Genomic DNA, 26,435 nt, shown 5'->3' with positions numbered 1-26,435 from the left:
CTTAGCCCTCCAAATCTTCAGGATCAACGGTGTCTAATAGTGCGTCATCGAAGTTCAGTTCTGGATCGACAACAGCTTTACGGATATTTTCAAAAGCGTGCAGGGCAGGATCGAGGACCTTGGTTTTCATGCCTTTTTTGGCCGGCTCACGGTGCTCGGCAACCAGGACATCATCGTCATTGACTTCAAGCAGGCGTCCGCGCAGCTTGGTTCCGTCACTGAGGGAGATCTTGACCATGCGGTTCAGGGCTCGCACCCAGTGGCGCTGTGCGGTCAGCGGGCGGGATAGACCTGGGGAGCTCACTTCGAGCTCATATGGGTCCGCCGATGCGTAAGCCGCATCCTTGTCCAAGGCATTCGAGATGGTGGTGGTAACCTCACCGAGTTCATCAAGAGTCACCGAATTGCGGCCATCGGCTTTGTCGACGATGATCTGGACGATCATCTGCTTCCCGGAGGGGCGCAAAGTCACTTCTTCTAAGAGAAGCCCGTGGGATTCTACTTCCTTGGAAAGCAAAGCAGTCAGTCGCTGCGCTTCCTGTTCGGTATCGGCCGGCATTCCGGTCATGGATATCCTCCCACGCTATTCGATGTTGTCCTTTAAGCGTATAGTGCGTTTCGCTCGTTGAGAACTGCCAAACCGTCTCAGGTGAAAGAACTCACGCACTTTTTCTCCCCGTGGTGTCGCGCAACACGGCCATTGCCCGGAAACACGGGTCAATCATGGCATGATCGAATCGCTATGACTGAAAATTCCCGCCGATTTCCCAACCGCAAGAAGAGGCCATCACGCCGAGCACCGGGATGGATTGCCCCGGCCCTGGCAGGCGTGGTTGCCGTCGCCGTGACATGGGGAATTGGCAGCACCGTTTTTCATGGCGTGCTGGTGGATCATGGTTTGCCAGAACAGGTCAAGGACGCATCAGACGACGAACGCGCCCTGTGGATCCAAGGAGCTGAACTTGCCGATCTGGCAACGCGAGCCAACAAATTAGCCGAACTGGCTGACGGCGACGAGTCCCAAGGACTGGCGAGTCTGGGCGCATCACTGTCCCAGGGCTCCGCCTTGCTCGGAGAGCTGCAATTTGAGGAAGACTCCCCCGCGCAGGCCCCTTCAAGCTACACCCCTGAACTAGCCGCAACCTTGTTGCAGGATGTTGCGAATTTCTCCGCTTCGATGCCCGCTTTGGAGGAGCCGACGCTGGAACGCAACCAGCTGCTCTCTGAAATCGCGTTCCAGGTGAATCTTGATGCACTCGATGCTTCGGAATCATTGGATGAGAAGAACGTCCCGGAACTTGCCCAGCCGCTGAGCGCAACAACCCAGGATGAGAATTCCCAGCCAGTCAGTTGCCTGCCTGCCGGCGATCTTCTCGATCCTTCCACCCCGGTAGGCGAAGCCAAGGACCTTGAATCGGTAACTGTGGCACGCGCTCTGGACCGAGGATACGCTTTGGATTTCATCCTTCAATTGCAGGCGGCTCGTGGTTCGTCAGCTGAGGTCAACGGGATTGAAGAACAGCGCACCGCGTTGGGTAAGCAGCTTCAGACATTGCGTTCGGTGATCGATACCCAGTGCGCCGACCTGCGCCAGCCAGCCTACGCCCTGCCGGACAAGGGGCTGGATAACCTCGACAAGGTTGCTGCCGATGCACGCGAGGACTTCGATGACGCCCTCGTTCTTGCGGCCGGAAACTCAGACGGCGAAGCGAGAGCAACAATCGCCAATGTGGCGTTTGGCGCTCTGCGCGATGATTCGGCTGGAATTCCCGATCAGCGCGTCCTGGAAACCGGCACAGGCGTGAACTGAGCCTGCGTTTTAACGGGTTTCCAGACCCGCTGACTCGTGGTAGCTGTATTACAAAATAATCACAACGGTATTTTTTACTTCAAGGATCAATCATTACTTCAGATGAATTCAATTGCTGATCGCAGCTAGATTCGTGACCTGGTACCAGGCCGCCACTCATCCTCCACTGGACCAAGATTTCTCTTATATCCACAAGTCAAATATCATTTTATTCACGCATGGCGACCCCTAATGCATAACAAATATTCACCGGCAATACAGATTCATGCGAAATGTCGGAATAATGGAAATTTACTCCTGTCAATCATGCTCTCGCAATTCATCGAATTAACGGCTATGGTGAAAAGAAGAGCCGAAGGTTCACGATTTAACACCCTCATTAAACGGCGAGAAATAATCCGCAACTGGGGCGCTCACAGGGGGATCCAGACACTCGTTACAACTGCGTACACAGGAGAATGGATAATGCCAGGTCGATTTGTACGATCCAAAATAGCGGAATCAGTCAGTGAAATCATCAGTTCGAGGCAGGGCCGCGCGCAGCTCAGCTCGCACGGTTGGGTGCAAGGCATGCCTATCGTTATCGCGCAACCAGAAGAGCAGCTCAGTGACGTGATGTCCCTGGCCGCAGCGCATCAGCCACCGGTCCTCGTAGCCACCACTGACCCAGCCAACGGCGATCTATGGTTCATGTACGTATCTATCGGGTGCACTGCCCTTCAGGTGGTAGAACCGATGCCGCAGGACACCAGCATCGGCGAGCTGTACCGCACGGCATCTCGTGGAAGTTTCTTGACCTTCCGCATTGATCAGATGCCTGCCAGCTCTTTGGTGCATGCTATCGCGCCACAGCAGGTCAAGCATCACACGGGCTATACCACTGTGGAAGCTTCAAGCATACGTACCGGCTAGCTGCAACAATCCTGCCGGACTACTCTCTGGCAAATATCATGTCTGAGCCAAGCTTGATGATCAGCGCGCTGACAACAACGACAAAGACGATGCGGATAAAAGCACTTCCCTTGGAGATCGCCATGCGCGCTCCGAGATAGCCGCCGATCATGTTCATGACGCCCATGGCCAGGCCTAGACCGACCAGTACATGGCCGGTTGGAACGAACAGCAGCAAGGCACCAAGATTCGTGCACAGATTGACAATCTTGGCTTTCGCCGAGGACTGCAGGAAGTTGTACCCGAGTACTGTCACCATGGCGATGATCAGGAATGATCCGGTGCCGGGACCGACCATGCCGTCATAACCGCCGATAACCAGGCCAATCATGATGGCCCGCAAATAATGCTGGTGCCCGGTGTATCGCAGACGAGAGAGCTCGCCTGCTTTTGGCTTGAAAATCGTAAAGAGCAGGACCGCGATCAGCGCCGCGATGATGATCGGCTTGATTGCTTCCGAGGGAAGCACTGTCGCCAATGCGGCTCCGCCGAATGCGCCGATCAAAGCCGTCAGCGCCATCGGAATCGCTGTTTTCAGGTCCGGGCTGGTCCGCCGGTAGTACGTGATCGCGCTAGTGGTCGTGCCGAAGATCGACCCCAACTTATTGGTCGCCAGCGCTTGCACCGGGGTGATCCCGGGAAAAAGAAGCAGCGCGGGCAATTGAATCAGGCCCCCACCTCCAACAACCGCGTCGATCCATCCTGCACCCAAGGCCGCCAGCAAAAGCAGGGCCAAGGGCCAGAAGGAAACGGACTCGCCGTTGACGGACAGGAATTCCAGAATCTCTTGCACCGCGCCACTCCCCTATTTAATTATTTTTGAAGTTCTCAGGCGGTCAGCTCGGCAACCACGTCGTCAACCTTCACGTCACGACGTTCACCGGTAACTCGATCCTTCACTTCAACGACTCCATCAGCCAGGCCACGTCCCACGACAACGATCGTTGGAATACCGATCAGCTCAGCGTCGGAGAACTTCACGCCAGCCGAAAGCTTCGGACGGTCGTCAAGGATGACTTCCTGCCCGGCAGCTTCGAGCTCGGCAGCCAGCTTCTCGGCGGCTTCAAGCATCTCTGCGCCCTTGCCGGTGACGACAATGTGGACGTCGGCTGGGGCAATCTGCTTAGGCCAAGCCAGGCCATTCTCATCGTGGTAGGCCTCAGCTAAGGCAGCGACGGCTCGGGTGACACCGATGCCGTAGGAGCCCATGGTGACAACCTGCAGCTTGCCGTTCTGGTCAAGCACCCGCAGATCCAGGGCTTCCGCGTACTTGCGGCCGAGCTGGAAGATATGCCCCATTTCGATACCGCGCTCGGTACGCAGAGGACCTGATCCGTCCGGAGCAGGATCGCCTTCAAGGACGTTGACGGCTTCGATGGTGCCATCAAACGCGAAGTCGCGACCGGCCACCAGGCCGAACACGTGCTTGCCGTGCTCGTTGGCGCCGGTGATCCAGGTGCTGCCGGAAACGACGCGAGGATCTACCAGGTAGGTGATCGCACCTTCGGTGTCCTTGCCCAGCAGCTGCTTATCCAGTCCGAGGGCTGGGCCGAGGTAGCCGGTGACGATCTCTGGGTGGCTCTTGAGGTCTTCTGCCGTGGCCTGCTCAACGGCAACTTCACCGTTGATGCCCAGCGCGAGACCGATGGTGGCTTCAAGGCGCTTTTCGTCTACCTGGCGGTCACCTGGCACACCGAGAACGACCAAGTGGCGGTTGCCTTCAGGGTCGGTGATGGCCAGCACGACGTTCTTCAGGGTGTCCTTGGCTTCCCAAGCACGATCCTCGCGCGGGCGCAGTTCATTGGCGGCTGCAACCAGGGTGTCGATGGTAGGAGTATTTGGCGTCTCGATGACCTCGAATGCAGGAGCATCCGTGTAGTCGATGTCTTCTGGCACCACCGTGGTGACAGCTTCCACGTTGGCTGCATAACCGCCTGGCGAGCGGACGAAGGTATCCTCACCGATAGCGGTCGGGTGCAAGAACTCTTCGGACTTCGATCCACCCATGGCACCGGCCTGGGCAAAGACCGGGACAACCTCAAGGCCAAGGCGCTCGAAGATCTTCAGGTAGGCGCCGCGGTGAGCCATGTAGGCCTCGTCCAGGCCAGCGTCGTCGATGTTGAAGGAATAGGAATCCTTCATGATGAATTCGCGGCCGCGCAGCAGCCCTGCGCGTGGACGGGCCTCGTCACGGTACTTGTTCTGAATCTGGTAAAGGTAGACCGGCAGGTCCTTGTAGGAGTTGTACAGGTCCTTCACCAGAAGGGTGAACATTTCCTCGTGGGTTGGCGCCAAGAGGTAGTCGGCGTCCTTGCGATCCTTCAGGCGGAACAGGCCCTCACCGTACTCGGTCCAACGGCCGGTCTGCTCGTAAGGCTCGCGTGGCAGCAACGCAGGGAAATGCACTTCCTGGCCGCCGATGGCATTCATTTCCTCGCGCACAATAGCTTCAACGCGCGCAAGGACCTTCAAACCCAGCGGCAACCAGGTGTAGATGCCCGGGGCCGCACGGCGGATATAACCGGCGCGTACCAACAGCTTGTGGCTGGCGACTTCGGCGTCAACCGGATCTTCACGCAGGGTGCGCAAGAAGGTAGTGGAAAGCTTCAAAACCACTCGGGGGCGTCCTATTCCGTCCGTCGACATCCGAAAGGGTTTTCGGTGTCGACTAGCTATGCAAAATCAAAAGGGTTTTTGGCCGTAAAGTCGACCGATTCCAATGCTACCGCTTCGGGCCACTTCCCAATAAATTCAAGGGCTATGAGCTATCCCGTGTTGCGAAATGAGCCACCGAAAAGCAGAGCCGGGGAGATCCAAGAGACAGCTCTTCCCGTTCCATTACAGATTGAACGCCACACTACCGCTTTTTCAGGCCTGATGGTAGGTCTCGGCGAGCGCGTATACCGGGGTCGCCAGGCCCTCATAATGAGTTTTGAGCTGCAGGCCTAAATACTTTGAATAATGCCTTGATTGGTGCAATTTACCTCCGTAGAACTACAGGTTCTTGACGTTGGTAGGTTTCCACATACTTGCGCAGTTCCCCATGCCACGGTCCTGGATCCTTCGTAGTTCCTGAACCCAGACCCCAGCATTTGCCACGAACATGCTCAGGACCGGAATTTTGCACGGGACCTTCCCCAGCCATAGCCACGCCGATCCCGTTAGTTCCGACATCGCCCTCTCGCCATCGAGCACGTGTCACGAATCCAATACCATCACTACGACGACGGATCGTGGATGGTCCCCGAACCCAAAGAACGTATCCTTGCACTTCTGATATGACTAATTGGATACCTGCCTGAGTCGCCAAGGTAGCAACCGATCCTTGAAGAGTTCAACGAGATTTGACAGTTCGTGATCTGATTCGCGCAGGTCGCGCACCGATGAGGTATCCAAGGCAACAAAGTATTCATCCAAAGAACCGGCCCGGGACCAAGATCGTGCGACAACAGGACGTACGATGTTTGGAACAAGCGTTCCTTCGGCTCAGCTTTGATGCAACGCCTTGAGATTACGCGCTTTGACCGACGGATTCTCGCCGGCCGTTAATGCTGCCTGAATCAATGCCTCGGGGACACGATACTCCACAGTCACTTATTGATGATGCCACGCTTTTCCCTGCGTTGGGAGGTGCTATGACAACTCCTTAAACCAGAGAGCTCTTCCCCGGGACATGAATGCAACCGGGGAAGAGCCATAGAAACTCTCGAAATCTACTTCGCAGCAGACTTTACTTCAGCGACGGCTTTGTTCAGTTCACCGACAAGCTGTTCTAGCACTTCGCTTTCTGCCTTTTCTTCGGTCCCACCGGTGTAGGCGACCACTACGGCGTTATCGCCAACCAGTCCCTGAAGCTGGTAGGAACCGCCGGGGACTTCAGTACCATTAACTGTCATGCTGGTTTGAGTCGCAACCGTGGTATCAGCATCAGAAGTAGCATCAAGGATTTTCGCCGATGCAGAAATCTCCTGACCTGACATAGACATGGTGAACTTGTCACAGCCTTGCAGGTCTTTCTTTTCTGCCATGGTTTTTGCTTGCTCAAGCTTTGCCGAATCTTCGAATCCGGTGACCGAATACGTCGTCGTTTCCGCGCCTTCACCAGGCACTACGGCCACAGCCATGTTGGTGCCGTCGAGATCCTGAGTTCCCTGCTGTGTCACCAATTCGGCGCACTTTTCAGGCTTGATGTTCATCTGTTCGAGCAGTTTTTGCGAGTCCGGCAAGGATGCCTTAATCGTGTCGCCGTCTAGCACTTGGGCATTGGATTCATCTCCGACCAGCGACTTGACCACCGCGGTAGCCTGCTCGGCCGACAGGGCTCCAGTCTCAGTAGACTGCTCCTGAGCAGTCCCTGACCCTTCGGAGTTTCCAGCCGATTCATTGCCGGAACTGCCGCAACCACTCAGGGCGAACGCTGCTGCAACTGGCAGCACCCAGAAAGCTTGCTTCTTCATGGTGTAATCCTCACGTTGATTGCGAAAAGCCATCTCCAGTATTACACAACACGTTCGAAATAAAAGTCCTTACCGGAACTATTGCGTGGCTTTAATTTCATCAAACGCTTGATCTGTCAGTTCTACCGCTTGAGTCGCCAATTCCGCAGGTTGCATCGATCCCGTCTGTAAGGTGACCAGAACAAAATTGTTTCCATCCAGCGCCTGAACAGCAACTGAACTCAGTTTCTGTCCACCGCCTGCATCCATGATGGTCGACATCGTCAATGACCTCTCGGCTTTGACATCCAACGGCAGAACCTGCCGTTGCGCCTTAATCTCCTTTCCGCCTTGTTCAATAGTGACCGTTTCGCATCCTGCTAGGTCATCCAATGCCAGGGCATCTTGCACGTTTTTTCGCGTCGCTTCGTTGGTCAACGAAAAAACCTGTACTACTTTTCCCAATTGCTCAGAGCTGCTGGTGGACGTGGCCGCTACCGAACCGGTCAGATCCGTAACCGTATATTCTGCATTTAGTTCAGCGCATTTCTCAGGCTTGATTCCATCAGGTTGCGTCGCATTCTTGGCAGCTGAAAGCTGCGGTTGCATTTGCTCGTTGCCGATGACCTGAACGGAGGGGTCCCCATCAAGTAATTTTGAGGCGATGTCTTCTACTTGCTGCGCGCTGAGATTTTTCCCAGTCGTTTGCCCACCGGTGCCCTCTTGGCTTGTCACGGCGCTCGGTGATCCCGAGGTAGCTGGTGCTTGGTCGGATGATCCGGCAGAGCAACCTGCCAATGCCAGGGATGCCGCAATCGGGCAGGCCAATAACAGTATCCGCTTTGTCATGAAATTTTCCTTGCGTTGTCCCTGCGATGTTCTCGGAGAATGGGGCGCTGAATCCTCTAGTTCAGCTCTTTCAGCAATTCATTGATTCTTGCCGAAGCATCTTTGAGTTGTTGCTGCGTTTGGCCTTGGGCGGTGGTTTGCTGAATTCCAATCAGAACATTTGCGGTCGCCGATCGGACGATGAGCTGTTGCTGAGTAGTTTTTCCGTCACTGCTGGTGACGACATAGCTCTCGTCCTGCCCTGCTTGCGAGTCAATCGGCTGTTTAGCCAGGTGGAAGGCACGGGATTCGCTGCCAGAAGTAACGGAGTAGCGAGAGCACTGCTCATTGGCGGAAGCCTTGGCTTCCCACTGCTTCTTCAGAAGTTGGGGATCCTTGTAAACGGCCACAGTCAAATAGCTGTCGTCGAACTCGATAGCGCCCATGGTCGAATTCTGAAGCTGGTCGGCAACGGGTTCAGCAAAGGTGACGCCGCATTTGCTCGGGTTGACCTTGACGCTTTCAAGCCATTCTTGCGCTTGCGGGATACCGGAGCGCAGTTTTTTGTCATTAATGACCGTAGCGTTTGCATCGTCTTGGGAATAGTCTTCAAGTATTTTTTGAAGCTGATCTGCATCGATTTCCACCACCGCTTGAGCGGTTGGCTCTGGCGCAGGCTGAGCAGTGCTGCAGCCTGCCAACGTCACCGTACCAAGGCAAAAGGCAGCGGCCAGATACAACTTGAAACCATTGGCTGGAGCCACAAAATTTCCTATCCCGTTTAGCTTTACCCTCTAGAGTCTAAAAGATCCTCGAGAGCTTCAACGAGATTGCGACACTGGCACGCTCGATCGCGTCAGGCGTTGGCCAAAGATCAATCAAAACAAGATAGTTGCAAAAGTACCTACTTGCTCAAAGCCAATGCGCTGATAGGACTTCAGGGCAGGAACATTAAAATCATTGACATACAAGCTCACTACGGGCGCGAACTGCATTGCGTAGTCAACAGTGCTGCTCATATATCCGGCGGCCAAGCCAAGACCCCTGTATTTGGGATTGACCCACACGCCTTGGATCTGGACTACTTCGTCGGTAACAGTACCTAGATCCGCCTTGAAAATGACTTCGCCATCCTCGTCGCGGTCGATGACCGTGTACGCATCCCGAATGAGTTGCCGAACGCGGCTTCGATAAAAACTGCCACCATTTTCCAGCGGCGAGTAGCCCAGTTCTTCCTCGAACATGGCAGCGCTGGCTGGGAGTACAAGATCAAATTCGTGAATGCGTGCAGGACGGATCCGGTTGCGCTGTATTCCAACAGGTGGCTGGGAAATCGTTAGCAGGGGTTGGTTCTCCCTGACATCAAAGATGGCTTGAGGACCCTCGCGCAGCACCTCGTGCATGGCCAGAACGGACTGGGCTGGGCCGAAAACAGAGGCGAATCGTTGGCGGGACTCCATGGCATGCTGCGCATATTTCTTGGCCTCGTCCTCGGACATGAGGGTAGGCGCCACATTGGCACCCACCCAGCATGCCGATTCGAGACCGTCTTCACCGTCGAGCCCCACAATATGGGCGAAGCCATCTGGTGCGGCCGAACGGTGCAAGTTCACCTGGGAACGGGTGAAAATATTGGCGACGGGGTCGCGGTCGAGCAACTCGATCAGAGCCATCGTGTCACGACGGCTCAAAGTCCGCGGCATCCCTTTGTCGCTTCGCCGGCTGTCTTTAGCTGACGGAGACCACGGGAGAACCCGCGGCAGGATTCTCGTCATCGTTCAGTCCCATTTCGTCAGCCAAACGGTTGGCTTCTTCAATCAGCGTCTCAACAATCTGGTCTTCAGGCACGGTCTTGATCACTTCGCCCTTGACAAAGATCTGGCCCTTGCCGTTGCCCGAAGCGACGCCGAGATCAGCGTCGCGAGCTTCACCGGGACCGTTGACAACGCAGCCCATGACGGCGACGCGCAATGGCGCCTTCATGCCTTCAAGGCCCTCGGTGACCTGTTCTGCCAAGGTGTAGACATCAACCTGGGCACGACCACATGAAGGGCAGGAAACAATGTCCAGCTTGCGAGGTCGCAGGTTCAGCGATTCAAGAATCTGGTTGCCGACCTTGACCTCTTCCACAGGAGGCGCAGAAAGCGAAACGCGGATGGTGTCACCGATGCCCTGGGACAGCAGCGCGCCGAATGCAGTAGCGGACTTGATCGTTCCTTGGAATGCCGGACCGGCTTCGGTCACGCCCAGGTGCAGCGGCCAGTCGCCGCGTTCTGCCAGCAGTTCGTAGGCGCGAACCATGATGACGGGGTCATTGTGCTTGACCGAGATCTTGAAATCGTGGAAACCGTGTTCTTCGAACAGCGAAGCTTCCCACACCGCGGATTCAACCAAGGCCTCGGGAGTGGCCTTCCCGTACTTCTGCAGCAGGCGGCGATCCAGCGAGCCGGCATTAACACCGATACGGATCGAGGTGCCGTGGTCCTTGGCGGCCTGGGCGATTTCCTTAACCTGGTCATCGAATTGGCGGATGTTGCCTGGGTTGACGCGAACGGCGCCGCAACCGGCTTCAATGGCCGCAAAGACGTACTTCGGCTGGAAGTGAATGTCAGCGATCACTGGGATCTGCGACTTCATCGCAATGATCTTCAGTGCTTCAGCATCCTTGTCCGTGGGGCAGGCGACACGCACGATATCACAACCAGCAGCGGTCAACTCAGCGATTTGCTGCAGCGTCGCGTTGATGTCATGAGTTTTGGTGGTGGTCATCGACTGGACCGAAATCGGCGATTCAGAGCCGACCCCGACAGACCCGACCTGGAATTGGCGAGTCTTGCGACGTGGTGCGAGTACCGGCGGTGGGCCTGCCGGCATGCCTAGGCTGACCGAAGTCAATGGACGCCTCCGAGTAAATTGTGGGTAGATCACTTAGTCCAAGTATGTCACCGTATTGAGGTGAGCGGGTACTCATGCGAGAAAGGCCACGGGGTCGCCGTGGCCTTTCTCGCAATTTCAAAGCAATTCAGTCAATAAGCTCTTAGTTGGCTTCAGCAATTTCCTTGATGCTGTTGAGCACCGAAGTCACCTGCTCGACAACCTCAGCGTCTTCCTTTGGGTGCAGTTCAGCGAAGCGAACAACCGAGTTAGGGATGGCCAGCTTGACATCTTCCAGGACCTTGGCGCCTGCGATGCCCAAGGCCTTGCGAGCTTCATCCTGGGCCCACACGCCACCGTACTGGCCGAAGGCGGTGCCAACGACAACGGTTGGCTTCCCGGAGACTGGGCTGGCACCGAATGGGCGGGACAACCAGTCAATAGCGTTCTTCAGAACTGCCGGCATCGTGCCGTTGTACTCAGGAGTGACCAGCATCAGGGCGTCAGAGCCGGAAGCTGCATCGCGAAGTGCCTGAGCCGCAGCTGGAACGCTGCCCTCAACGTCGTTGTCTTCGTTGTAGAAAGGAATGTTTTCCAGGCCGCTGAATACGGAAACTTCCATACCTTCTGGGGCGTTGTGGGAGGTAGCTTCTGCCAACTGCTGGTTGGTCGAACCGTTACGCAGGGAACCAACGAGGGTGAGGACCTTAGTGGCCATGGGGTGTACTCCTAGATCAGAATATAGAAACAAGCTGACGCTTCATCTACTTTCAACTATCGGTGACGCCTGGCAATTCCGCGAACCAAAGTGATCTATCCCATAATTTCTGCGGCTGGTTATTCTTGCCCGGGCCGTCGTCGCAATTGCTTCGTGGTGGATCTGTTGGATTTCGCGTTCAGCCTTCTGCGGTGGGATCCCCGCGTCGGTTTCGTAGGCTTTCGCTTAGGGGCGTCAGGAGCCAAGCCTTGGGCAACAAGCCGGCCCAGCTTCTCCATGGCGATCTGGCGATTTCTCCACTGCGACCGCTCCTCGGAAGCCCGTACAACCAACGCTCCGGACACTAGCCGGGCACCGAATTTGTCGAGCAAGCGCTGACGCTGCCAAACCGACAATGCACGCGAGGCAGCCACGGACCATGACAGCTCGACCCGGGAATCCGACGTATTCACATGCTGGCCACCAGGCCCGGTGGACCTCGTAAATTTCCACGCAAGCTCGTATGCAGGGATCACGAGGTTTTCATCGACGTATAAGTCCATCACTCCCCCACCCTCCGTTCGAATCTTGCAGTTTGAAGTACATGGCAACTTAAATTGACAAGCTCCCGCCTTCCGCGAAAGAAGCACAGGAGCCTACCGGGCCGTTCGTCTAGGCCGAGAATTCCTTCAAGAGCCCGATGACCGGGTTCCATTCGGAGATGTTGGCCTCAGCAATTGCACCGACCTTGCTGAACGGGTCGCTGGCCAAAACCTCGTTCAACGCGGCTTTCGATTCAGCAGCGAAGATCAACAGGGCGCCGTCGGTAGCGGGAGTCGGACCCGAGGCCAGAACCCGCACAGGTCCCTCGTTCACGAAGCTGACAAGGTACTCACGGTGTGCCGGGCGGTGTTCATTTCGCAACTCAACGGAGTCATCGGCGTAAACATATTCAACAGCAAAAACAGTCATGGCTACAGCTTATTTCCCTTGGCTCAGAACAACTGTATTGGCTTAAAGATGTCTGCATATATTAAGAGGCCACCCATGACCAGCATGGCAACAACCACAACGTAAGTCAGTGGCAAAAGCTTTACCGTGTCGACCGGCTTAATATTCTTCAGGTTGAAGACTCGGGCAAATAGTCGCTTGATGCCGTCGTACAGGGCACCTACCACGTGCCCGCCATCAAGTGGCAGCAACGGAATCAGATTGAAAGCAAATAAGGCTAGGTTCAGCCCGCCAACCAAGGAGAGCAAAGTCGCGAATTTGTCAGCCACCGAAATGGAGTCCTCTGCACTGATCTCCCCAGCGATTCGCCCCACGCCGACAATTGACACCGGACCATTGGGATCGCGCTGGCCATCCCCGAAGGCTGCCTGGGCCACGTCAACCATGCGCTGAGGCAGGTGCAAAATGACATTGCCAATGGTGAGCAGCTGGTCGCCGATAGCCCCGGGCACCGCGCTCAGCGGCTGGGTCAGATCCTGCTGCAATGAGCTCATCCCTACGAAGCCGACCTTGGTCATGATGTAGTTGCCCTGGTCATCTGTCAGCACATACCCGTTGTCATCGGTGGCAGGCCGGTCGGTGAGGTACGGGGTCAGCTTCGTAGTGTGGCTTTGCCCATCCCGCTGGTACTCGAGAGTGATCGACTGCCCGGGATTCACCCGGATCACGTCGGTCAGCTTGTTCCATTCGCCCTGCTCCACCGCATGGCCGTTGACCGCGGTAATGGTATCGCCAGGACGCAGCCCCGCCTCATAGGCAGGTGCCGGAACATCCTTATCCGTGCATTCGGTCTTATCGGCGTTTTCCGCGCTGGCGATGCACTGATACACCTCGGAAACCGTCGTTGTTGGCGTTGCCTGCCCGAAGCTGGTGAGCACGATGGCAATGACAACAAAGCCGATGACCAGGTTCATCAAGGGGCCACCGAGCATGATGATCACGCGCTTGTATACCGGGAGCTGGTAGAACAGGCGCCCCTCATCACTGGGCAGCACGTTCTCATTGGCTTGCGAGCGTGCGTCGTCAACCATCTGCCCGAAGACCTTCTGAAAGAGGCTCGGCTTCTTGGCCGGCTGCTCTTTGTCGGTGTCCGGACGTGGCGGATACATACCAACCATGGAGATGTAGCCGCCGAGTGGCAGTGCCTTGATTCCGTACTGGGTTTCGCCCCGTTTGAAGGAAAAGAGCGTTTTGCCAAAACCGATCATGTACTGCGGTACTCGCAGCTTGAACAGCTTGGCCGGGACCAGGTGCCCGATTTCGTGAAGTGCGATGGACAACCCCACGGCCAGGACCATGAACAGTACACCGGCGATGAACAAGATGACGCTCATGCTTTTGCCTCCAGAATCTTGGCAGCATGTGCTCGTGCCCAGCGGTCGGTTTCCAATACCGTTTCAACGCTGAGTTCCGCGTTCACCGGAGTGTAGTCGTCGAGCACGTGCTGGATAGTTTCAACGATGTCAGTGAAGCGGATCTTGCCCTCGTGGAATGCATCCACGGCAACTTCATTCGACGCGTTATATACGGCCATATGGGTCCCAGAGGCCGCCGCGGCCTGCTTCGCCAGCTTCACCGCAAAAAATACTTCTTCGTCCAAGGGTTCAAAAGTCCAGTTCGATGCCTGGGTGAAATCGCAGGGCGCCGCGGCACCGGCGACGCGATCAGGCCAGTTGATACCCAAGGCAATCGGCAGGCGCATATCCGGCGGAGAAGCTTGGGCAATCACCGAACCATCGATGAACTCCACCATGGAGTGAATGATCGACTGGCGGTGGACCACCGGCTCGATCCGGTCCAGCGGCACGTCGAAGAGCAGGTGGGCCTCGATGACTTCCAGTGCCTTGTTGACCATCGTCGCAGAGTTCGTCGTCACCATGCGGCCCATAGCCCAAGTGGGGTGCGCCAGCGCCTGTGCAGGGGTCACTTCACGCAGCTGATCGTAGGTGTATCCGAAGAAGGGGCCGCCGGATGCCGTCACCAGAAGCCTTGACACTTCCTCTGGAGAGCCCGAGCGCAGGGCTTGGGCCAGGGCCGAGTGCTCCGAATCGACTGCTGAGATCTGCCCCGGGGCGGCAATCTGCTTGACCACCTGCCCGCCGATAATCAGGGACTCCTTGTTGGCCAGGGCAAGCAAGTGCCCGGCTTCCAAGGCGGCAATGGTTGGTGCCAGGCCAATGGCACCGGTGATCCCGTTGAGAACTACATCCGCTCCGCCAAAAGCGGCGACGGTCGTTGCAGCATGTTCCCCCGCAACCAGTTCCGGCTCATACCCGCTAACCGAAGCCTGCCTCGCCGCAGTCTTGATTGCGGCGGCAAGTTCATCTACGGAATCACTGGCACAGCCCACAAGAGCCGGGCGGAATTCAACAGCTTGCCGCGCGAGCAGTTCCAGGTTGTATCCGCCGGACAGGGCGGCCACCGAGAATTTTTCTGGTGCCTGGGAAATGACATCCAGGCCTTGGGTGCCAATGGATCCGGTAGAACCGATCAGCGAAACCCGGCGAGGGTGACCAGCTGGGGTAAAAGTTTTTCGGGAGCTCACCCATCCATTATGGTTCGTCTAACTGTGAGCACCCAAAGTGCGCCACGCCTTGTGCATGGCATGGCGCACTGCAGGCATGAAACTAGAGCCCCAGGCTGCGGGCGATGAGCATCTGCTGGACCTGGGTGGTCCCTTCGCCGATTTCCAGGATCTTGGAGTCGCGGTAATGGCGGGCCACCAATGATTCGTTCATGAATCCGTATCCGCCAAAGATCTGTGTTGCATCCCGGGCGTTATCCATGGCTGCTTCGCTGGCGATGAGTTTGGCGTGGGCTGCCTCGATCTTGAAGTCTTTCCCGGCCAGCATTTTCGCGGCCGCCGCGTAGTATGCGAGCCGGGCAGTGTGCACGCGGGAAGCCATGCGGGCGATCATAAATGAAACACCTTGGTTTTTGCCGATGGCGGTGCCAAAGGTCGTGCGCGTCTTGGCATATTTGACTGCTTCGTCAAGGCATCCTTGTGCCGCGCCGGTGGCCAATGCCGCGATGGCGATTCGGCCTTCGTCGAGGATTTCAAGGAAATAGGCGTACCCGCGTCCACGTTCCCCCAGGAGGTTGCCTTCGGGAACCCGTGCACCATTGAAGCTGAGCGGGTGGGTATCGCTGGCTCTCCAGCCGACCTTGTCGTAGGCCTTCTCGGCAGTGAATCCGGGTGTTCCCGCAGGTACGATGATGGCCGAGATTTCCTTCTTCCCAGTCGCTTCATCCATGCCGGTAACGGCGGTGGCAGTGACGTGCGACGTGATGTCGGTTCCGGAATTGGTAATGAATTCCTTGGCCCCATCAATGACCCAGTGGCCATCTTCGAGCTTTGCCTTGGTCAAGGCGGCCGAGGCATCCGATCCTGCTCCGGGCTCGGTCAATCCGAAACCTGCAATGCGTTCGCCAGTGGCCAGAGGGGTGAGCCACTGCTGCTTTTGGGCTTCATTGCCAAAGCGGAAGATCGGCATTGCTCCGAGCGATACGCCAGCTTCCAACGTAATGGCGACGGATTGATCGACCTTGCCCAGTTCTTCCAGGGCGAGAGCCAGATGGAAGTAGTCCCCGCCGGAGCCACCGTATTCCTCGGAGATCGGCAGGCCGAAAAGTCCCATCTGACCCATTTGCTTCACGATGTCGTAGGGAAAAGAATGGTTGGCATCGTTATCCGCGCTCTGTGGCGCAACCACTTCTTGGGCGAATTCTCGGACCATGTCGACCAGGTCTTGGTACTGTTCGCCGAGTTCGAGGTTGATCATCAAGTTCTCTCTTCGTTGAGGGATAGGCCAGCATCGGATTATTGGTTCTCAATATGTCGCTGTTGGTCTTTTTCTGCGTCTGCCGTGTGAGTGCCTTGGTAGCAAGGGGCACGACGAGTATGGTTAATTATTATTAACTGATTGCCGCCTGCTGGTGGGTAAACAGCTTATTTTTGACAGTAGTGGCACCGGTCACACTTGTCCAGAGTTCAACTTGGCAGTCGTAAGGAGAAGATGGTGATGGCGAGCAGGTATCAAGCCCTCAACGAACCAACGGACCGCGAACGCGCCAAGGCAGAACGGCGTGAAGCGCTGCTGCGAGAAGCGACCCGGCTCTTTGCCCAGCACGGCTATGCAGGAGTCTCCCTGGAGGATCTTGGAGCGGCCTGTGGCATTTCGGGGCCAGCGGTGTACCGTCACTTTGCAGGCAAGCAAGCGGTGCTCATCGCGTTGCTGGTCGACATGTCCAAGGATATCTACGCCGGCGGGCAAGAAGCCTGCGAGCAGGGCGGCTCGCCACTTGAGGTGCTTTCACGCCTGGTTGATTTCCACACTGATTTTTCACTCTCGCGGCCAGACATTTTGCAGGTCCAGGACCGCGATCTGAAGTCCTTGCCCAAAACAGAATTGGCTTTGGTCCGCAAACTCCAGAACTCGTATATCGGGTTGTGGACCAGCGAATTGGCGAAGCTGCACCCCACGGGAACCAAGCAGTCACATCGCTTCCGCGCCCACGCAGTCTTCGGGCTGCTCAACTCAACAGCCCACTCAGCGCACTCCCCGAGAACAAAAAAGTCGGGCTTGAAGCCACTATTGTCCAATATGGCTCTCGCAGCGCTGACATCCCCGGTAGTGTAGATCCCAAGCCATTGTTCCGCAGCGTTCCGAAACCGGCATGCTGACCCACCCGATTGAAAGGCCTTTATCGTGCAGCTACGTGAAGTCCGCCCTTCCGACTTGGACGCATTCTTCGCTCACCAGCAAGAACCCGAGGCGAACCTCATGGCCGCTTATCAGGCGCGTAACCCAGCCGACCGCGCGGTATTCGACCACCACTGGAACTCGATCCTCAATGATCCTGATGTCCTGGTTCGCACCATTGAGCACGAGGGTGACGTAGCTGGTTCCATCCTGGTATTCGACGGTGACACCCCAGAAATCAATTTCTGGACCTCCACCAAGTACTGGGGCAAGGGAATCACCACCAGCGCGGTGGATGCCTTCCTAGCCGAGTACACCAAGCGCCCGCTGACCGCGCATGTCGTCCAGGACAACCTTGGTTCCATCAAGGTCCTGGAGCGCCGCGGATTCAAGACCATCGGCACCGAACAGATCTTCTCAAACGCACGTGCCGAGGTCGTCACCGAGAACGTGATGCAGCTGGACTAGGTTCCACGCAACAGGATGGCAAAGACCGCAGGAGCTGGGCCCATGGGCCCAGCTCCTGCGGTCTTTATCCACGGAACTATGGCCGTGGCCCGTAATAGCCCTTGCCACGGTCGATGTCCTTGCGCGCGTGGCGCAATGCTATCGACGTTTCCGGGTCACGGCTTTCCAGTTCGTCAGCCTTGCGATCCAGTCCCCTGAAAGCACCGATAATGAATGGGAACGCGCACAGCACGACCACTGCCACGACGATAAGTATCGATGCCAAGTCCCTGCCAACTCCTAGAGATTCGCTGCTCTGCTCATGCAATGGAAAAGGAGCCGGATAATGGTTCCGGCTCCTGATCCGTGCGGGTGCTACTTGGCGTTGTTCAAGATCCGCCATGCCTCGCGCCGAGTGGCCTGCTCATGGGGATCAGGCACCGGTGCGGCAGCCAGCAAGCGCTTGGTGTACTCGTGGGTTGGCGAGTGCAGCACGGTCTCAACCATCCCCTGCTCCACGGCCTTCCCCGAGCGCATCACCACCACCGCGTCGGCCAGCATGTCCACCACAGCCAAGTCGTGGCTGACGAACAAGCAGGCGAAATTGAAGTCGCGCTGCAGGTCCTGGAGCATTTCCAGCACCACGGCCTGCACCGAAACATCCAACGCGCTGGTCGGCTCGTCGGCAATCAGCAGTTCCGGGTTCAAAGTCAGCGCACGCGCGATGCAAATACGCTGGCGCTGACCACCCGAGAGTTCATGCGGGTAGCGGTTGATGACGTTGCGTGGCAGCTTGACCGCATCCAGCAGTTCCTCGGCACGCTTGATGCGTGATGCCTTGGTACCCACCTTGTGCACCACCATGGGCTCGGTGATGCATTCGCCAATCGGGAAACGAGGATTCAGCGAAGCCGCCGGGTCCTGGAAGATGACGCCGATCTGCCTGCGCACTGCGCGAGCTTCCCTGGGCGAGAGCCTTGGAAGGTCATGCCCCTTGACCGAGAGCGTGCCATCGGCCACCGGCAGCAAGCCGATCACCGCCTTGGCGATGGTGGACTTGCCCGAACCGGACTCGCCCACAATGCCCAGCACTTCGCCCTTGGCAATATCGAAGCTCACTCCCTCAACTGCGCGGAAGATCTTCCCACGCATGTTGTATTCCAAGACGAGGTCCTTGGCTTCAAGCACCAGCTCGCGCCCAGCGGGAGCGGTCTTGCTGCTGTGCGGCGCGTTTTCGGTGATGAGCGCCGGGGCAGATAGCCGCGGGACCGCGGCCAGAAGCCGCTGAGTGTAGGCGTGCTGCGGGTTGAGCAGTACCTGATCCACGCTGCCGGTCTCCACCAGGTTGCCCTGGAACATCACGGCGACTTGATCGGCCATATCGGCTACCACGCCCATATTGTGGGTGATCAGCAGGATGCCGGTGTTCAGCCGGTCCTTCAGCTCGCGCAGCAGGTCCAGGATCTCGGCCTGCACGGTCACATCCAGCGCGGTGGTCGGCTCATCGGCAATGATGACCTTCGGGTCGCAGGAGATCGCCATGGCGATCACGATGCGCTGACGCTGGCCGCCGGAGAATTGGTGCGGGTACTGCTTGATCCGCTTACCGGGCTCTGGGATGCCGACCATGTCCAGCAATTCGATGGCGCGGTCGGTGGCAGCCTTGCCATAGGCAATGCCATGCAGTTCCAGTGCCTCGGTCAGCTGGCGTTCAATGGTCAGCACCGGGTTCAGCGCGGTCATCGGCTCCTGGAAGACCATGGCGATGTCGGTGGCGCGCATCTTGCGCATCTTGCCCTGTTCCAGGCCCACCACATTGACGTTGCCGATCTTCGCTTCGCCGGAGATGTTCGCGTTCTCCGGCAGCAGGCCCATGGCCGCGGTGGATGTCACCGATTTGCCCGAGCCTGATTCGCCCACCAGCGCGACGACTTCGCCCGGACGCACCGCCAAGGACAGCCCCTTGACTGCGTGGACCAGAGGACCTGAGGTTTCGAAGGTGACCTTGAGGTCGTTGAAGCTCAGCGCGTATTCACCGGCGGAATTTTCTGGGGCGACGTGGCTCATGGCTTCTCCTTGCGGGTTGGCAGGGCAAACAGCCCTGCGCGGCGGCGGCGCTTGTCGTTCTGTCGTGGATCGAAGGCATCGCGAAGGCCATCGCCGAGGAAGTTGACCGCGAGCGCGATGACCACAATGATCATGCCCGGCCACCAGAACAGCCACGGACGGGTGACAAAAGCATTCTGATACTGGCTGATCAGCAAGCCGAGGGACGATTCCGGTGGCTGCACGCCGAAGCCGAGGAAGGACAGCGAAGATTCGAGCAGGATCGCGCCAGCGATTGCGAAGGTCGCGTTCACGACGATCACGCCGATGGTGTTGGGCAGCAGGTGCTTGAAGATCACGCGCGAGGTGCGTGATCCCATGGCCTGCGCGGCGGAGACGTATTCACGTTCGCGCAGGGAAAGGATCTCGCCTCGCACCAAGCGGGCCAGGCCGGTCCACGTGACCAGGCCGAGCACCAGCGCCAGCGCGAAGATCGATCCTGAGCTTCGTCCGGCGATCTGTCCGAGCACCGCGGCCAGTACCAGCAGCGGAATCACGATGAACAGGTCGGTGATGCGCATCAGCACCTCATCAACCCAGCCTCGGAAGTAGCCGGCGACCGCACCGATCACGGCACCGAGGAAGGTGGCAACCAAGCCTACGACCAGGCCGATGATAATGGACTTCTGCGTGCCATTCATGACCAAAGCGAAGTAGTCCTTGCCTACCGAGTCCTGGCCGAAAGGATGCTCGCCAATACCGATGCCGGCTCCACCAAGCCACGTTGGCAGCAGGGAGAGGGTCGGCTTGCCGCCGTTGACCACGGTGCCGGCATCCAGATAGCTCTGCTTCCACCAGCCTGGAAGTGGGCCTATTCCTATAGAGGTGAAAGCGACCACCGTGATGACCACCAGCACTACAGCCGAGATCATTGCGGGCTTGTGCTTGATAAATCGCCCGAAGACAATTTGCGACTGGCTCTTTGACTGTTCGGTCGAAGCCGCGAGTTTCGCGTCTTCGACTTCTGCAATAGAGGTCAAGTTTTTCGGAGCTTGTCCGTTTAAGTTACTCATCGATTGTCCTAAATTCCCTAGACCCGGATCCGCGGATCAAGCAGCGCGTAGACGATATCAGCCAGCAGGTTGAATAGGATTGCGGCGCTACCGGTGACCAGGAAGAATGCCATCACGGGGGCCGGATCCACGGAATGCAGACCGGTGTTGAACATATCTCCCATGCCCTTCCAGCCGAACACCGTCTCGGTGACCACCGCGCCGCCGATCAGGCCGGCGAAGTCAAAGGCGGCGATGGTGGCGATGGGAATCAGCGCGTTGCGGAATGCATGGCGGAAGATCACAGTGCGTTCGCTCAGGCCCTTGGAACGTGCGGTGCGGATGTAGTCCTGCTGCTGCACTTCCAGCATCGAGGAGCGCGTGTACCGCGAGTAGCTTGCCAGGGAGATGATGGCCAGCACGATCGTTGGAAGGAGCAGCTGCGTTGCGTTGTCCAGGAAGGTATCCCAGAATCCGCCGCCAAGGTTTGCGGTGGAGGAACCAATCGTTCCGATAGGCCGGCCCTTCAGTTCCAGGAATCCAGGCCATGCGCGGAAGATATGATCCAGCACCGTGAGACCGGCGCCCACAACGCCAACGAGGACCGAAACGCCGGCGGCAATCCGGGATAGGCGGCCGCCCATGAAATTGCCGATCAGGCCAGGAATGGCCACTGCCAGAATGGCGCCGAAGAACAGGATCCAGGCGTTTGCGTCTTTCAGCAGCCAGAAGGTCGCGTAGTACATGACCAGCACCAGCACTACGGTGATCAGCGCCGGGTACAGGACCTTCTTCTCCTTGAGCCCGACGCTCATGGCGGTAGCGGAGAGTGCAAGCAGCAAGGTCAGGACAACGATGATTGCCGGGCCCATTTGCGGGTAGCGATAGAAGTTCAGCCACAGGCTGTACTGCAGCAACAGCGGAACGAAAACTGCCGTAATGATGAACGTGAGTCCGCGGCGCTTGAGCGAGCCTGCCAGCAGCATTTGCAGCACGATTCCGGCAACCACGCCGATGAGGATGCTCGTGCCGATCGATATCTGCGGATTTTCAAGCCAGTCGTTGTATCCGATGGCCATATATTCCTTGAGCAGCACGGCAGCCCAGAAGACAGGCAGCGAGAAGAAGAGGAAGGTCAGGAAGGTGACGAGGTAGTCCAGTCCGGAATATTGACGTACCGCGGTCAGCACGCCAATCGCGATACCGAGAATGGCCGCGATGATGGTGGCCAGCAGCACAAGCCGGAGGGTCGAAGAGGCGGCGTTGGCAAGCAAGCCGCTGACCTCGACGCCGTTTATGTTCCGGCCTAGGTCGCAAGAGCCTACGAAGCATTTGCCGACTCCGCCGAGCCAGGTCAGGTACCGCAGATACCAAGGCTGTTCCAGGTTCATGTATTCGATGCGTTGCTGCATCAGATACTCGCGATTTTCAGCGTTGCTTTCGCGTAAATCGCCCAGGGGGTCGCCTGAGTTGATAACCAAGATATAGAGCAGCAGCGAGGCGCCAAACAGCACGCCAACGGCCGATCCTAATCTTTTGAGAATGAACTTCAACACGGTTCTAATGTCCTCTTTCTTCTCACCTCATAGCGCTGGTGCCGCCCGGTGATGGTGGCAGACACACCGCGGGGCCCGATGGTGATCGGGCCCCGCAGGCGCTCACAGTTGGTGTTAGCAGCTAGTTTGCCCTCGGGGCTTACTCAGCTCGCTGCCACTGCTCGGCGTTCCACACGATGCCGCTCTGGGTAGCGGTGTGGCGAACATTCTGAACATCGGATCCCGAAGCACTCAAGCCTGGGTGTGCGAAGATCGGAATGCCGAACAAGTCATCCCACAACAGCTTTTCAATGACCTTGGTCTGCTCGGCGTGGACTGCTGGGTCAAGGGAGGTTGCCAGCTTGGTCCATGCTTCGTCGACTGCCTCGTTGGAGTACTTGCCGTAGTTCTGTGGCTTGCCGCTGGCGTAGATGTTCTGGCCCGAGGTGATCTGGCCGGAACCTGCCCAAGCGAACAGGGCGACTTCGTAGTCACCACGTTCCTGGGTGCCGCCTGGTGCGAAGAACTTGGGGTCGCCCGCGTCTTCGACCTTGAAGCCTGCCTTGTCGCAGGAGGACTTGATGGCAGCAACCTCATTCGTGCGGCGCTCGTTGGGAGCGGAGTAGCCGATGCGGATCTTGGTGCCTACAGCGTCCTGCTCCTCGAGGATCTTCTTGGCACCGTCGATGTCGACCTGGTCGTAGCGGCCGTCGTAGGACGCATCAACGACTTCCTGGTAGTTGTCCTGGAACGGGAAGACCTCACGCGCGTTCATCACGGTAGCTTCCGGGTTCAGCGGCTTGACCAGGTTGTCAACGATTTCCTGGCGTGGAACACACATGGCGAATGCCTTGCGCAGCTCCAGGTTGGTCATCTCGTTGCCCTTGGCGAAGTTGAAGTCCAGGTGTTCCCAGGTCAAGGTGTCGCCCTGCTGGATGTTCACGGAGTTGCCCAAGCCCTCGAGCTGAGCCAGGGTGTCGACAGTCGGCTGAGGAGCAATAACGTCAACGTCCTTGTTCTGCAGCGCTTGGACCATGCCGGTATCTGCCAAGAAGCGGAAGGTCAGCTTCTTGGTAGCAGCAGGGGTGCCATAGTACTTGTCGTTTGCGGTCAAGGTGACTGATTCGCCGGCCTTCCACGACTCCAGCTTGTATGGACCGGAGACTGGCATTTCGGCTTCATCAGGCAGGGTGCCCGGCTTGGTCATCCAGCCTTCGTTCCAGAACTTGGCCGCCTTCTCCAGCTTCTTGGAATCCCCGTCCTGAATGGCCTTGACCAGTTCCTCGGTGCTCAAACCACCCTTCTTGGCAACAACGTGCGCTGGGTGCATCATCCAAGTTTGCAGCTGCCAGTCCGGATCAGGATCCTTGAAGGTGACAGTGAATTCCTTGCCGTCGATAGCTCCCTCTGGGCCCTTGGGCACGGTATCGCCCAAGTCGGTGGAGACCGAGTTGAACAGCGGCTTGTCCTTGGAACCGCTGTTGAGATTCAGGTTCTGCGTACCCCACGCCAATACGGCATCTGCCACGGTGATCGGTGTTCCATCAGACCACTGCGCATTGTCGTTGATGGTGTACTTGATGGTCAGGGGGTCCTCGCTGACCTTCTCGTAGGAACCCAGATCCTCGTTTTGGTAGATGGTTCCATCGGTACCCATGTAGTAGAAGCTGGCGAACATGCGATCCACGATGGCCGAGTTGTAGGTCGAGTAGGTCTGTGGAGTCATGCCGTTGTAGCTGATGAACTCTGGTGCGCCAACGGTGACGTTGAAGGTGTCATCCTTGGTGGTGACATCGCCCAGATCGGCCAGGCCGGAGTTGGTGACCTCAGCGCCACCATTGGACTCGGCACTCTTGCTGGCCTCCGGGGCGGCATCTCCGCCACCCGGGGCACAGGCCGAAAGCGCCAATACCAGGGCAGCGCCTACGGCTACTGCTTTCGAAACGCGCTGAATCCGCATTTCGCCTCCTTGAGATCGTGATGATACGAGTTGTGAATCCGTATGATTCCTTGTGGATCAGATCACATGACCTGTCCATTGAGGAATACACTAACCTGAATTTTCTGGCTTGGATAGAGAAAGATTCGCTTCACATCTACCTGCGCGAACTGCTCTTGAGAGTGATTTGCAACGAGCTTGTTACCAGCGAGTTCATGCGATCCACGCCACATCCGCTAGATTTCAAGGGTTTCTTTCAGATTGGGAAAATTCAATCGGAACACCCGCGTTACGAGCATGTTTCATGGATGGATTTATAACGGTTTTGCAACATTTGCTTCAGTTTGAAAAAATATGAAATATTCGTTGAATATGACGAAGGATGAGGCTTCGTTTAACGAGCAAGGGGACGCCGAAACCATTGGTTTCGACGCCCCCTTGCGGCGTTTTCGGCGACCGATTAGATCAGTGACGCACCCGGAATAGCACCCAGCAGGTTGCGGGTGTACTCGCTCTTTGGCGCATCGAAGATCTCATCGGCAGTCCCCTGCTCGACGATCTTGCCATGCTCCATCACGCAGACGTTGTCGGCGATCTCGCGAACCACTGCAAGGTCATGGGTGATGAACAGGTAGGTCAGTTCCATCTCCCGCTGCAGTTCATCCAGCAGCTCCAGCACTTGGGCCTGAACCAGCACGTCCAAAGCGGAGACGGCTTCGTCGCAGACGATCATTTCCGGTTGGAGCGCCAGTGCCCGGGCGATAGCGATTCGCTGTCGCTGCCCGCCGGAGAGCTCATTCGGGAACCGGTGCATGGTAGAAGCCGGCATGGATACCTGCTCCAGCAGTTCCTTGACCTTCTTCTGGCGCGAAGCGGCATTGCCGATCCCATGGATGCGCAACGGCTCCTCGATGGTTCGGTAGATCGAATACATCGGGTCCAGGGAGCCATAGGGATCCTGGAAGATTGGCTGAACGCGGCGGCGGTATTTGAACAGCTTCTTTTCGCTCAAGTTGCCGATCTGCTCGCCGTCGAAGAGGATCTCGCCCTCGGTCTTGTCAAGCAAGTTCAGCACCATCTGGGCGATGGTGGACTTGCCGGAACCGGACTCGCCTACCACTGCCGTGGTAGTGCCTTTCGGGATCTCGAAGGAGACATTGTCCACCGCAATGAACTTCTCCTTCTTGCCGAAGCCCTTGCGGATGTCGTAGACCTTGGTCAGGTTGCTGACCTTCAGCAGCGGTTCGGCCTTGCCTGGGACAACCTCATCAACGATGGCCTCGTGCTTGTCGCCGCGTTGCGCCGACAAGGACGGAGCGGAGCTGATCAAGCGCTTGGTGTACGGATGCTGCGGGTTGCGCAGGATGTCCAAGGCCGGACCGTACTCAACAACGCGGCCCTTGTACATCACGACGACCTTCTCGGCACGCTCGGCGGCCAGCCCGAGGTCGTGGGTGATCAGCAGCACCGCGGTGCCCAATTCACTGGTCATGGTGTCCAGGTGGTCCAGGATCTGCTGCTGGACGGTAACGTCCAGTGCGCTGGTCGGCTCATCGGCGATCAGCAAACGCGGTCGGCAGGCCAGCCCGATAGCAATCAGCGCTCGCTGGCGCATGCCGCCGGAGAACTCGTGCGGGTACTGGCCGGCACGAACCTCCGGGTTCGGCAAACCTGCATCAGCAAGGATCTGGGCAACACGCTGCTTGGGGTTGTCCCCCGCCAGGCCATTGGCCTTGAGCGTCTCCTTGACCTGGAAGCCGATCTTCCACACCGGATTCAAGTTGGACATCGGATCCTGCGGAACCATGCCGATATGGTTGCCGCGCAACTCGACGAAGCGTTTTTCGCTGGCGTGCGAAATATCTTCGCCATCGAACAGGATCTGGCCGGAGGAAACCGAACCGTTGCCGGCCAACAGGCCGATGGCCGCCAGGGCCGAAGTCGATTTGCCTGAACCGGACTCGCCCACAATGGCCACGGTCTCCCCCGGCATCACGGTGAAGTTGGCATCGCGCACGGCGTGCACTGGACCGTCAGGAGTGGAGAAGGTGATCGCCAGGTCCTTGATTTCCAGCAACGGCTTGGGGGTTGCAGTCTCAGTCATTC

At 57.5% G+C, this 26,435-nt stretch carries 24 protein-coding genes and 1 pseudogene; 4 read left to right on the top strand and 21 right to left on the bottom strand.

Features of this window, described 5'->3' with window-relative positions; all coding sequences use genetic code 11:
- Window position 1: 1 nt before the first annotated feature.
- On the bottom strand, window positions 2–568 hold the full coding sequence (rimP, locus tag OF385_RS04790; RefSeq protein ID WP_264277232.1) for a ribosome maturation factor RimP: 567 nt from the start codon (window positions 566–568) through the stop codon (window positions 2–4).
- A 174-nt stretch (window positions 569–742) separates the two neighbouring features.
- Here rimP and OF385_RS04785 point away from each other — a divergent pair, with 174 nt between their 5' ends.
- Together OF385_RS04785 and OF385_RS04780 are read left to right on the top strand one after the other, a co-directional pair.
- Window positions 743–1,810, top strand: coding sequence for a hypothetical protein (locus OF385_RS04785; RefSeq protein WP_264277231.1), 1,068 nt, complete (start codon window positions 743–745; stop codon window positions 1,808–1,810).
- Window positions 1,811–2,380: 570 nt separating this feature from the next.
- Window positions 2,381–2,722: a hypothetical protein gene (locus OF385_RS04780; RefSeq protein WP_264277230.1), complete on the top strand. Its 342-nt coding sequence runs from the start codon at window positions 2,381–2,383 to the stop codon at window positions 2,720–2,722.
- A gap of 19 nt (window positions 2,723–2,741) precedes the next feature.
- Here OF385_RS04780 and OF385_RS04775 read toward each other — a convergent pair whose 3' ends face one another.
- The 14 genes and pseudogenes from OF385_RS04775 to OF385_RS04710 all read right to left on the bottom strand — a co-directional run bounded on the left by OF385_RS04775 (window position 2,742) and on the right by OF385_RS04710 (window position 16,389).
- The gene (locus tag OF385_RS04775; protein WP_413468094.1) at window positions 2,742–3,554 is read right to left on the bottom strand and encodes a sulfite exporter TauE/SafE family protein; all 813 of its coding nucleotides are present in this window, start codon (window positions 3,552–3,554) and stop codon (window positions 2,742–2,744) included.
- A gap of 35 nt (window positions 3,555–3,589) precedes the next feature.
- Window positions 3,590–5,377: a proline--tRNA ligase gene (locus OF385_RS04770; RefSeq protein ID WP_264277229.1), complete on the bottom strand. Its 1,788-nt coding sequence runs from the start codon at window positions 5,375–5,377 to the stop codon at window positions 3,590–3,592.
- Between the two features lie 252 nt (window positions 5,378–5,629).
- Window positions 5,630–5,858, bottom strand: a pseudogene (locus OF385_RS04765) (NAD(P)/FAD-dependent oxidoreductase); the annotation flags it as partial.
- Window positions 5,859–6,474: 616 nt separating this feature from the next.
- Entirely contained in the window at window positions 6,475–7,218 is a 744-nt protein-coding gene (locus tag OF385_RS04760) for a hypothetical protein (protein WP_264277228.1), read from the bottom strand.
- Window positions 7,219–7,296: 78 nt separating this feature from the next.
- A complete protein-coding gene (locus tag OF385_RS04755) occupies window positions 7,297–8,046 on the bottom strand; it encodes a hypothetical protein (protein WP_264277227.1) in 750 nt (249 codons plus the stop codon).
- A 56-nt stretch (window positions 8,047–8,102) separates the two neighbouring features.
- Window positions 8,103–8,789, bottom strand: coding sequence for a hypothetical protein (locus tag OF385_RS04750; RefSeq protein ID WP_264277226.1), 687 nt, complete (start codon window positions 8,787–8,789; stop codon window positions 8,103–8,105).
- Window positions 8,790–8,903: 114 nt separating this feature from the next.
- The gene (locus OF385_RS04745; RefSeq protein WP_264277225.1) at window positions 8,904–9,716 is read right to left on the bottom strand and encodes a DUF4081 domain-containing GNAT family N-acetyltransferase; all 813 of its coding nucleotides are present in this window, start codon (window positions 9,714–9,716) and stop codon (window positions 8,904–8,906) included.
- Window positions 9,717–9,753: 37 nt separating this feature from the next.
- Window positions 9,754–10,920: a flavodoxin-dependent (E)-4-hydroxy-3-methylbut-2-enyl-diphosphate synthase gene (ispG, locus tag OF385_RS04740; RefSeq protein WP_264277224.1), complete on the bottom strand. Its 1,167-nt coding sequence runs from the start codon at window positions 10,918–10,920 to the stop codon at window positions 9,754–9,756.
- Between the two features lie 142 nt (window positions 10,921–11,062).
- The gene (locus tag OF385_RS04735) at window positions 11,063–11,617 is read right to left on the bottom strand and encodes an NAD(P)H-dependent oxidoreductase (protein WP_264277223.1); all 555 of its coding nucleotides are present in this window, start codon (window positions 11,615–11,617) and stop codon (window positions 11,063–11,065) included.
- Between the two features lie 119 nt (window positions 11,618–11,736).
- The gene (arfB, locus tag OF385_RS04730; RefSeq protein WP_264277222.1) at window positions 11,737–12,159 is read right to left on the bottom strand and encodes an alternative ribosome rescue aminoacyl-tRNA hydrolase ArfB; all 423 of its coding nucleotides are present in this window, start codon (window positions 12,157–12,159) and stop codon (window positions 11,737–11,739) included.
- Between the two features lie 109 nt (window positions 12,160–12,268).
- A complete protein-coding gene (locus OF385_RS04725) occupies window positions 12,269–12,568 on the bottom strand; it encodes a YciI family protein (RefSeq protein WP_264277221.1) in 300 nt (99 codons plus the stop codon).
- 23 nt (window positions 12,569–12,591) lie between these two features.
- Window positions 12,592–13,941, bottom strand: a complete 1,350-nt coding sequence (locus tag OF385_RS04720) for a M50 family metallopeptidase (protein ID WP_264277220.1) — start codon at window positions 13,939–13,941, stop codon at window positions 12,592–12,594.
- Window positions 13,938–15,152 (bottom strand): 1-deoxy-D-xylulose-5-phosphate reductoisomerase, encoded by a 1,215-nt coding sequence (gene dxr / locus OF385_RS04715; protein WP_264277219.1) that lies wholly within the window; start codon window positions 15,150–15,152, stop codon window positions 13,938–13,940. Before dxr ends, OF385_RS04720 begins: the two co-directional genes overlap by 4 nt.
- An 82-nt stretch (window positions 15,153–15,234) precedes the next feature.
- A complete protein-coding gene (locus OF385_RS04710; RefSeq protein ID WP_264277218.1) occupies window positions 15,235–16,389 on the bottom strand; it encodes an acyl-CoA dehydrogenase family protein in 1,155 nt (384 codons plus the stop codon).
- 240 nt (window positions 16,390–16,629) lie between these two features.
- On the opposite strand from OF385_RS04710, the gene OF385_RS04705 reads away from it, so the two are divergent.
- Both OF385_RS04705 and OF385_RS04700 read left to right on the top strand, forming a co-directional pair.
- Entirely contained in the window at window positions 16,630–17,247 is a 618-nt protein-coding gene (locus tag OF385_RS04705; RefSeq protein ID WP_264277217.1) for a TetR/AcrR family transcriptional regulator, read from the top strand.
- Between the two features lie 69 nt (window positions 17,248–17,316).
- Window positions 17,317–17,778: a GNAT family N-acetyltransferase gene (locus OF385_RS04700; protein WP_264277216.1), complete on the top strand. Its 462-nt coding sequence runs from the start codon at window positions 17,317–17,319 to the stop codon at window positions 17,776–17,778.
- A 76-nt stretch (window positions 17,779–17,854) separates the two neighbouring features.
- On the opposite strand, the gene OF385_RS04695 is transcribed toward OF385_RS04700, so the two are convergent.
- The 6 genes from OF385_RS04695 to OF385_RS04670 form a co-directional block, all read right to left on the bottom strand.
- Entirely contained in the window at window positions 17,855–18,043 is a 189-nt protein-coding gene (locus OF385_RS04695; protein WP_264277215.1) for a hypothetical protein, read from the bottom strand.
- A gap of 89 nt (window positions 18,044–18,132) precedes the next feature.
- On the bottom strand, window positions 18,133–19,824 hold the full coding sequence (locus tag OF385_RS04690; RefSeq protein WP_264277214.1) for an ABC transporter ATP-binding protein: 1,692 nt from the start codon (window positions 19,822–19,824) through the stop codon (window positions 18,133–18,135).
- Window positions 19,821–20,876, bottom strand: a complete 1,056-nt coding sequence (locus OF385_RS04685) for an ABC transporter permease (protein WP_264277213.1) — start codon at window positions 20,874–20,876, stop codon at window positions 19,821–19,823. The genes OF385_RS04690 and OF385_RS04685 overlap by 4 nt, the downstream gene beginning before the upstream one ends.
- A gap of 17 nt (window positions 20,877–20,893) precedes the next feature.
- Window positions 20,894–22,411 (bottom strand): ABC transporter permease, encoded by a 1,518-nt coding sequence (locus tag OF385_RS04680; RefSeq protein ID WP_264277212.1) that lies wholly within the window; start codon window positions 22,409–22,411, stop codon window positions 20,894–20,896.
- 139 nt (window positions 22,412–22,550) lie between these two features.
- The gene (locus tag OF385_RS04675; protein ID WP_264277211.1) at window positions 22,551–24,350 is read right to left on the bottom strand and encodes an ABC transporter family substrate-binding protein; all 1,800 of its coding nucleotides are present in this window, start codon (window positions 24,348–24,350) and stop codon (window positions 22,551–22,553) included.
- Between the two features lie 439 nt (window positions 24,351–24,789).
- A complete protein-coding gene (locus tag OF385_RS04670; protein WP_264277210.1) occupies window positions 24,790–26,433 on the bottom strand; it encodes an ABC transporter ATP-binding protein in 1,644 nt (547 codons plus the stop codon).
- Window positions 26,434–26,435: the final 2 nt, after the last annotated feature.

It is taken from the genome of Glutamicibacter sp. JL.03c, assembly GCF_025854375.1.
Taxonomy (GTDB): domain Bacteria; phylum Actinomycetota; class Actinomycetes; order Actinomycetales; family Micrococcaceae; genus Glutamicibacter.
This window is presented reverse-complemented; position numbering and strand designations above follow the sequence as displayed.

What these genes read in the sequence shown, in the direction of transcription:
- OF385_RS04710 (WP_264277218.1), bottom strand. Translation starts at nt 16,389, where the DNA reads ATGATCAACCTCGAACTCGGCGAACAGTACCAAGACCTGGTCGACATG.
- rimP (WP_264277232.1), bottom strand. Translation starts at nt 568, where the DNA reads ATGACCGGAATGCCGGCCGATACCGAACAGGAAGCGCAGCGACTGACT.
- OF385_RS04735 (WP_264277223.1), bottom strand. Translation starts at nt 11,617, where the DNA reads ATGGCCACTAAGGTCCTCACCCTCGTTGGTTCCCTGCGTAACGGTTCG.
- OF385_RS04690 (WP_264277214.1), bottom strand. Translation starts at nt 19,824, where the DNA reads ATGAGCCACGTCGCCCCAGAAAATTCCGCCGGTGAATACGCGCTGAGC.
- OF385_RS04760 (WP_264277228.1), bottom strand. Translation starts at nt 7,218, where the DNA reads ATGAAGAAGCAAGCTTTCTGGGTGCTGCCAGTTGCAGCAGCGTTCGCC.
- OF385_RS04785 (WP_264277231.1), top strand. Translation starts at nt 743, where the DNA reads ATGACTGAAAATTCCCGCCGATTTCCCAACCGCAAGAAGAGGCCATCA.
- OF385_RS04755 (WP_264277227.1), bottom strand. Translation starts at nt 8,046, where the DNA reads ATGACAAAGCGGATACTGTTATTGGCCTGCCCGATTGCGGCATCCCTG.
- OF385_RS04780 (WP_264277230.1), top strand. Translation starts at nt 2,381, where the DNA reads ATGCCTATCGTTATCGCGCAACCAGAAGAGCAGCTCAGTGACGTGATG.
- OF385_RS04705 (WP_264277217.1), top strand. Translation starts at nt 16,630, where the DNA reads ATGGCGAGCAGGTATCAAGCCCTCAACGAACCAACGGACCGCGAACGC.
- OF385_RS04685 (WP_264277213.1), bottom strand. Translation starts at nt 20,876, where the DNA reads ATGAGTAACTTAAACGGACAAGCTCCGAAAAACTTGACCTCTATTGCA.
- arfB (WP_264277222.1), bottom strand. Translation starts at nt 12,159, where the DNA reads ATGGACTTATACGTCGATGAAAACCTCGTGATCCCTGCATACGAGCTT.
- OF385_RS04670 (WP_264277210.1), bottom strand. Translation starts at nt 26,433, where the DNA reads ATGACTGAGACTGCAACCCCCAAGCCGTTGCTGGAAATCAAGGACCTG.
- OF385_RS04720 (WP_264277220.1), bottom strand. Translation starts at nt 13,941, where the DNA reads ATGAGCGTCATCTTGTTCATCGCCGGTGTACTGTTCATGGTCCTGGCC.
- OF385_RS04725 (WP_264277221.1), bottom strand. Translation starts at nt 12,568, where the DNA reads ATGACTGTTTTTGCTGTTGAATATGTTTACGCCGATGACTCCGTTGAG.
- OF385_RS04675 (WP_264277211.1), bottom strand. Translation starts at nt 24,350, where the DNA reads ATGCGGATTCAGCGCGTTTCGAAAGCAGTAGCCGTAGGCGCTGCCCTG.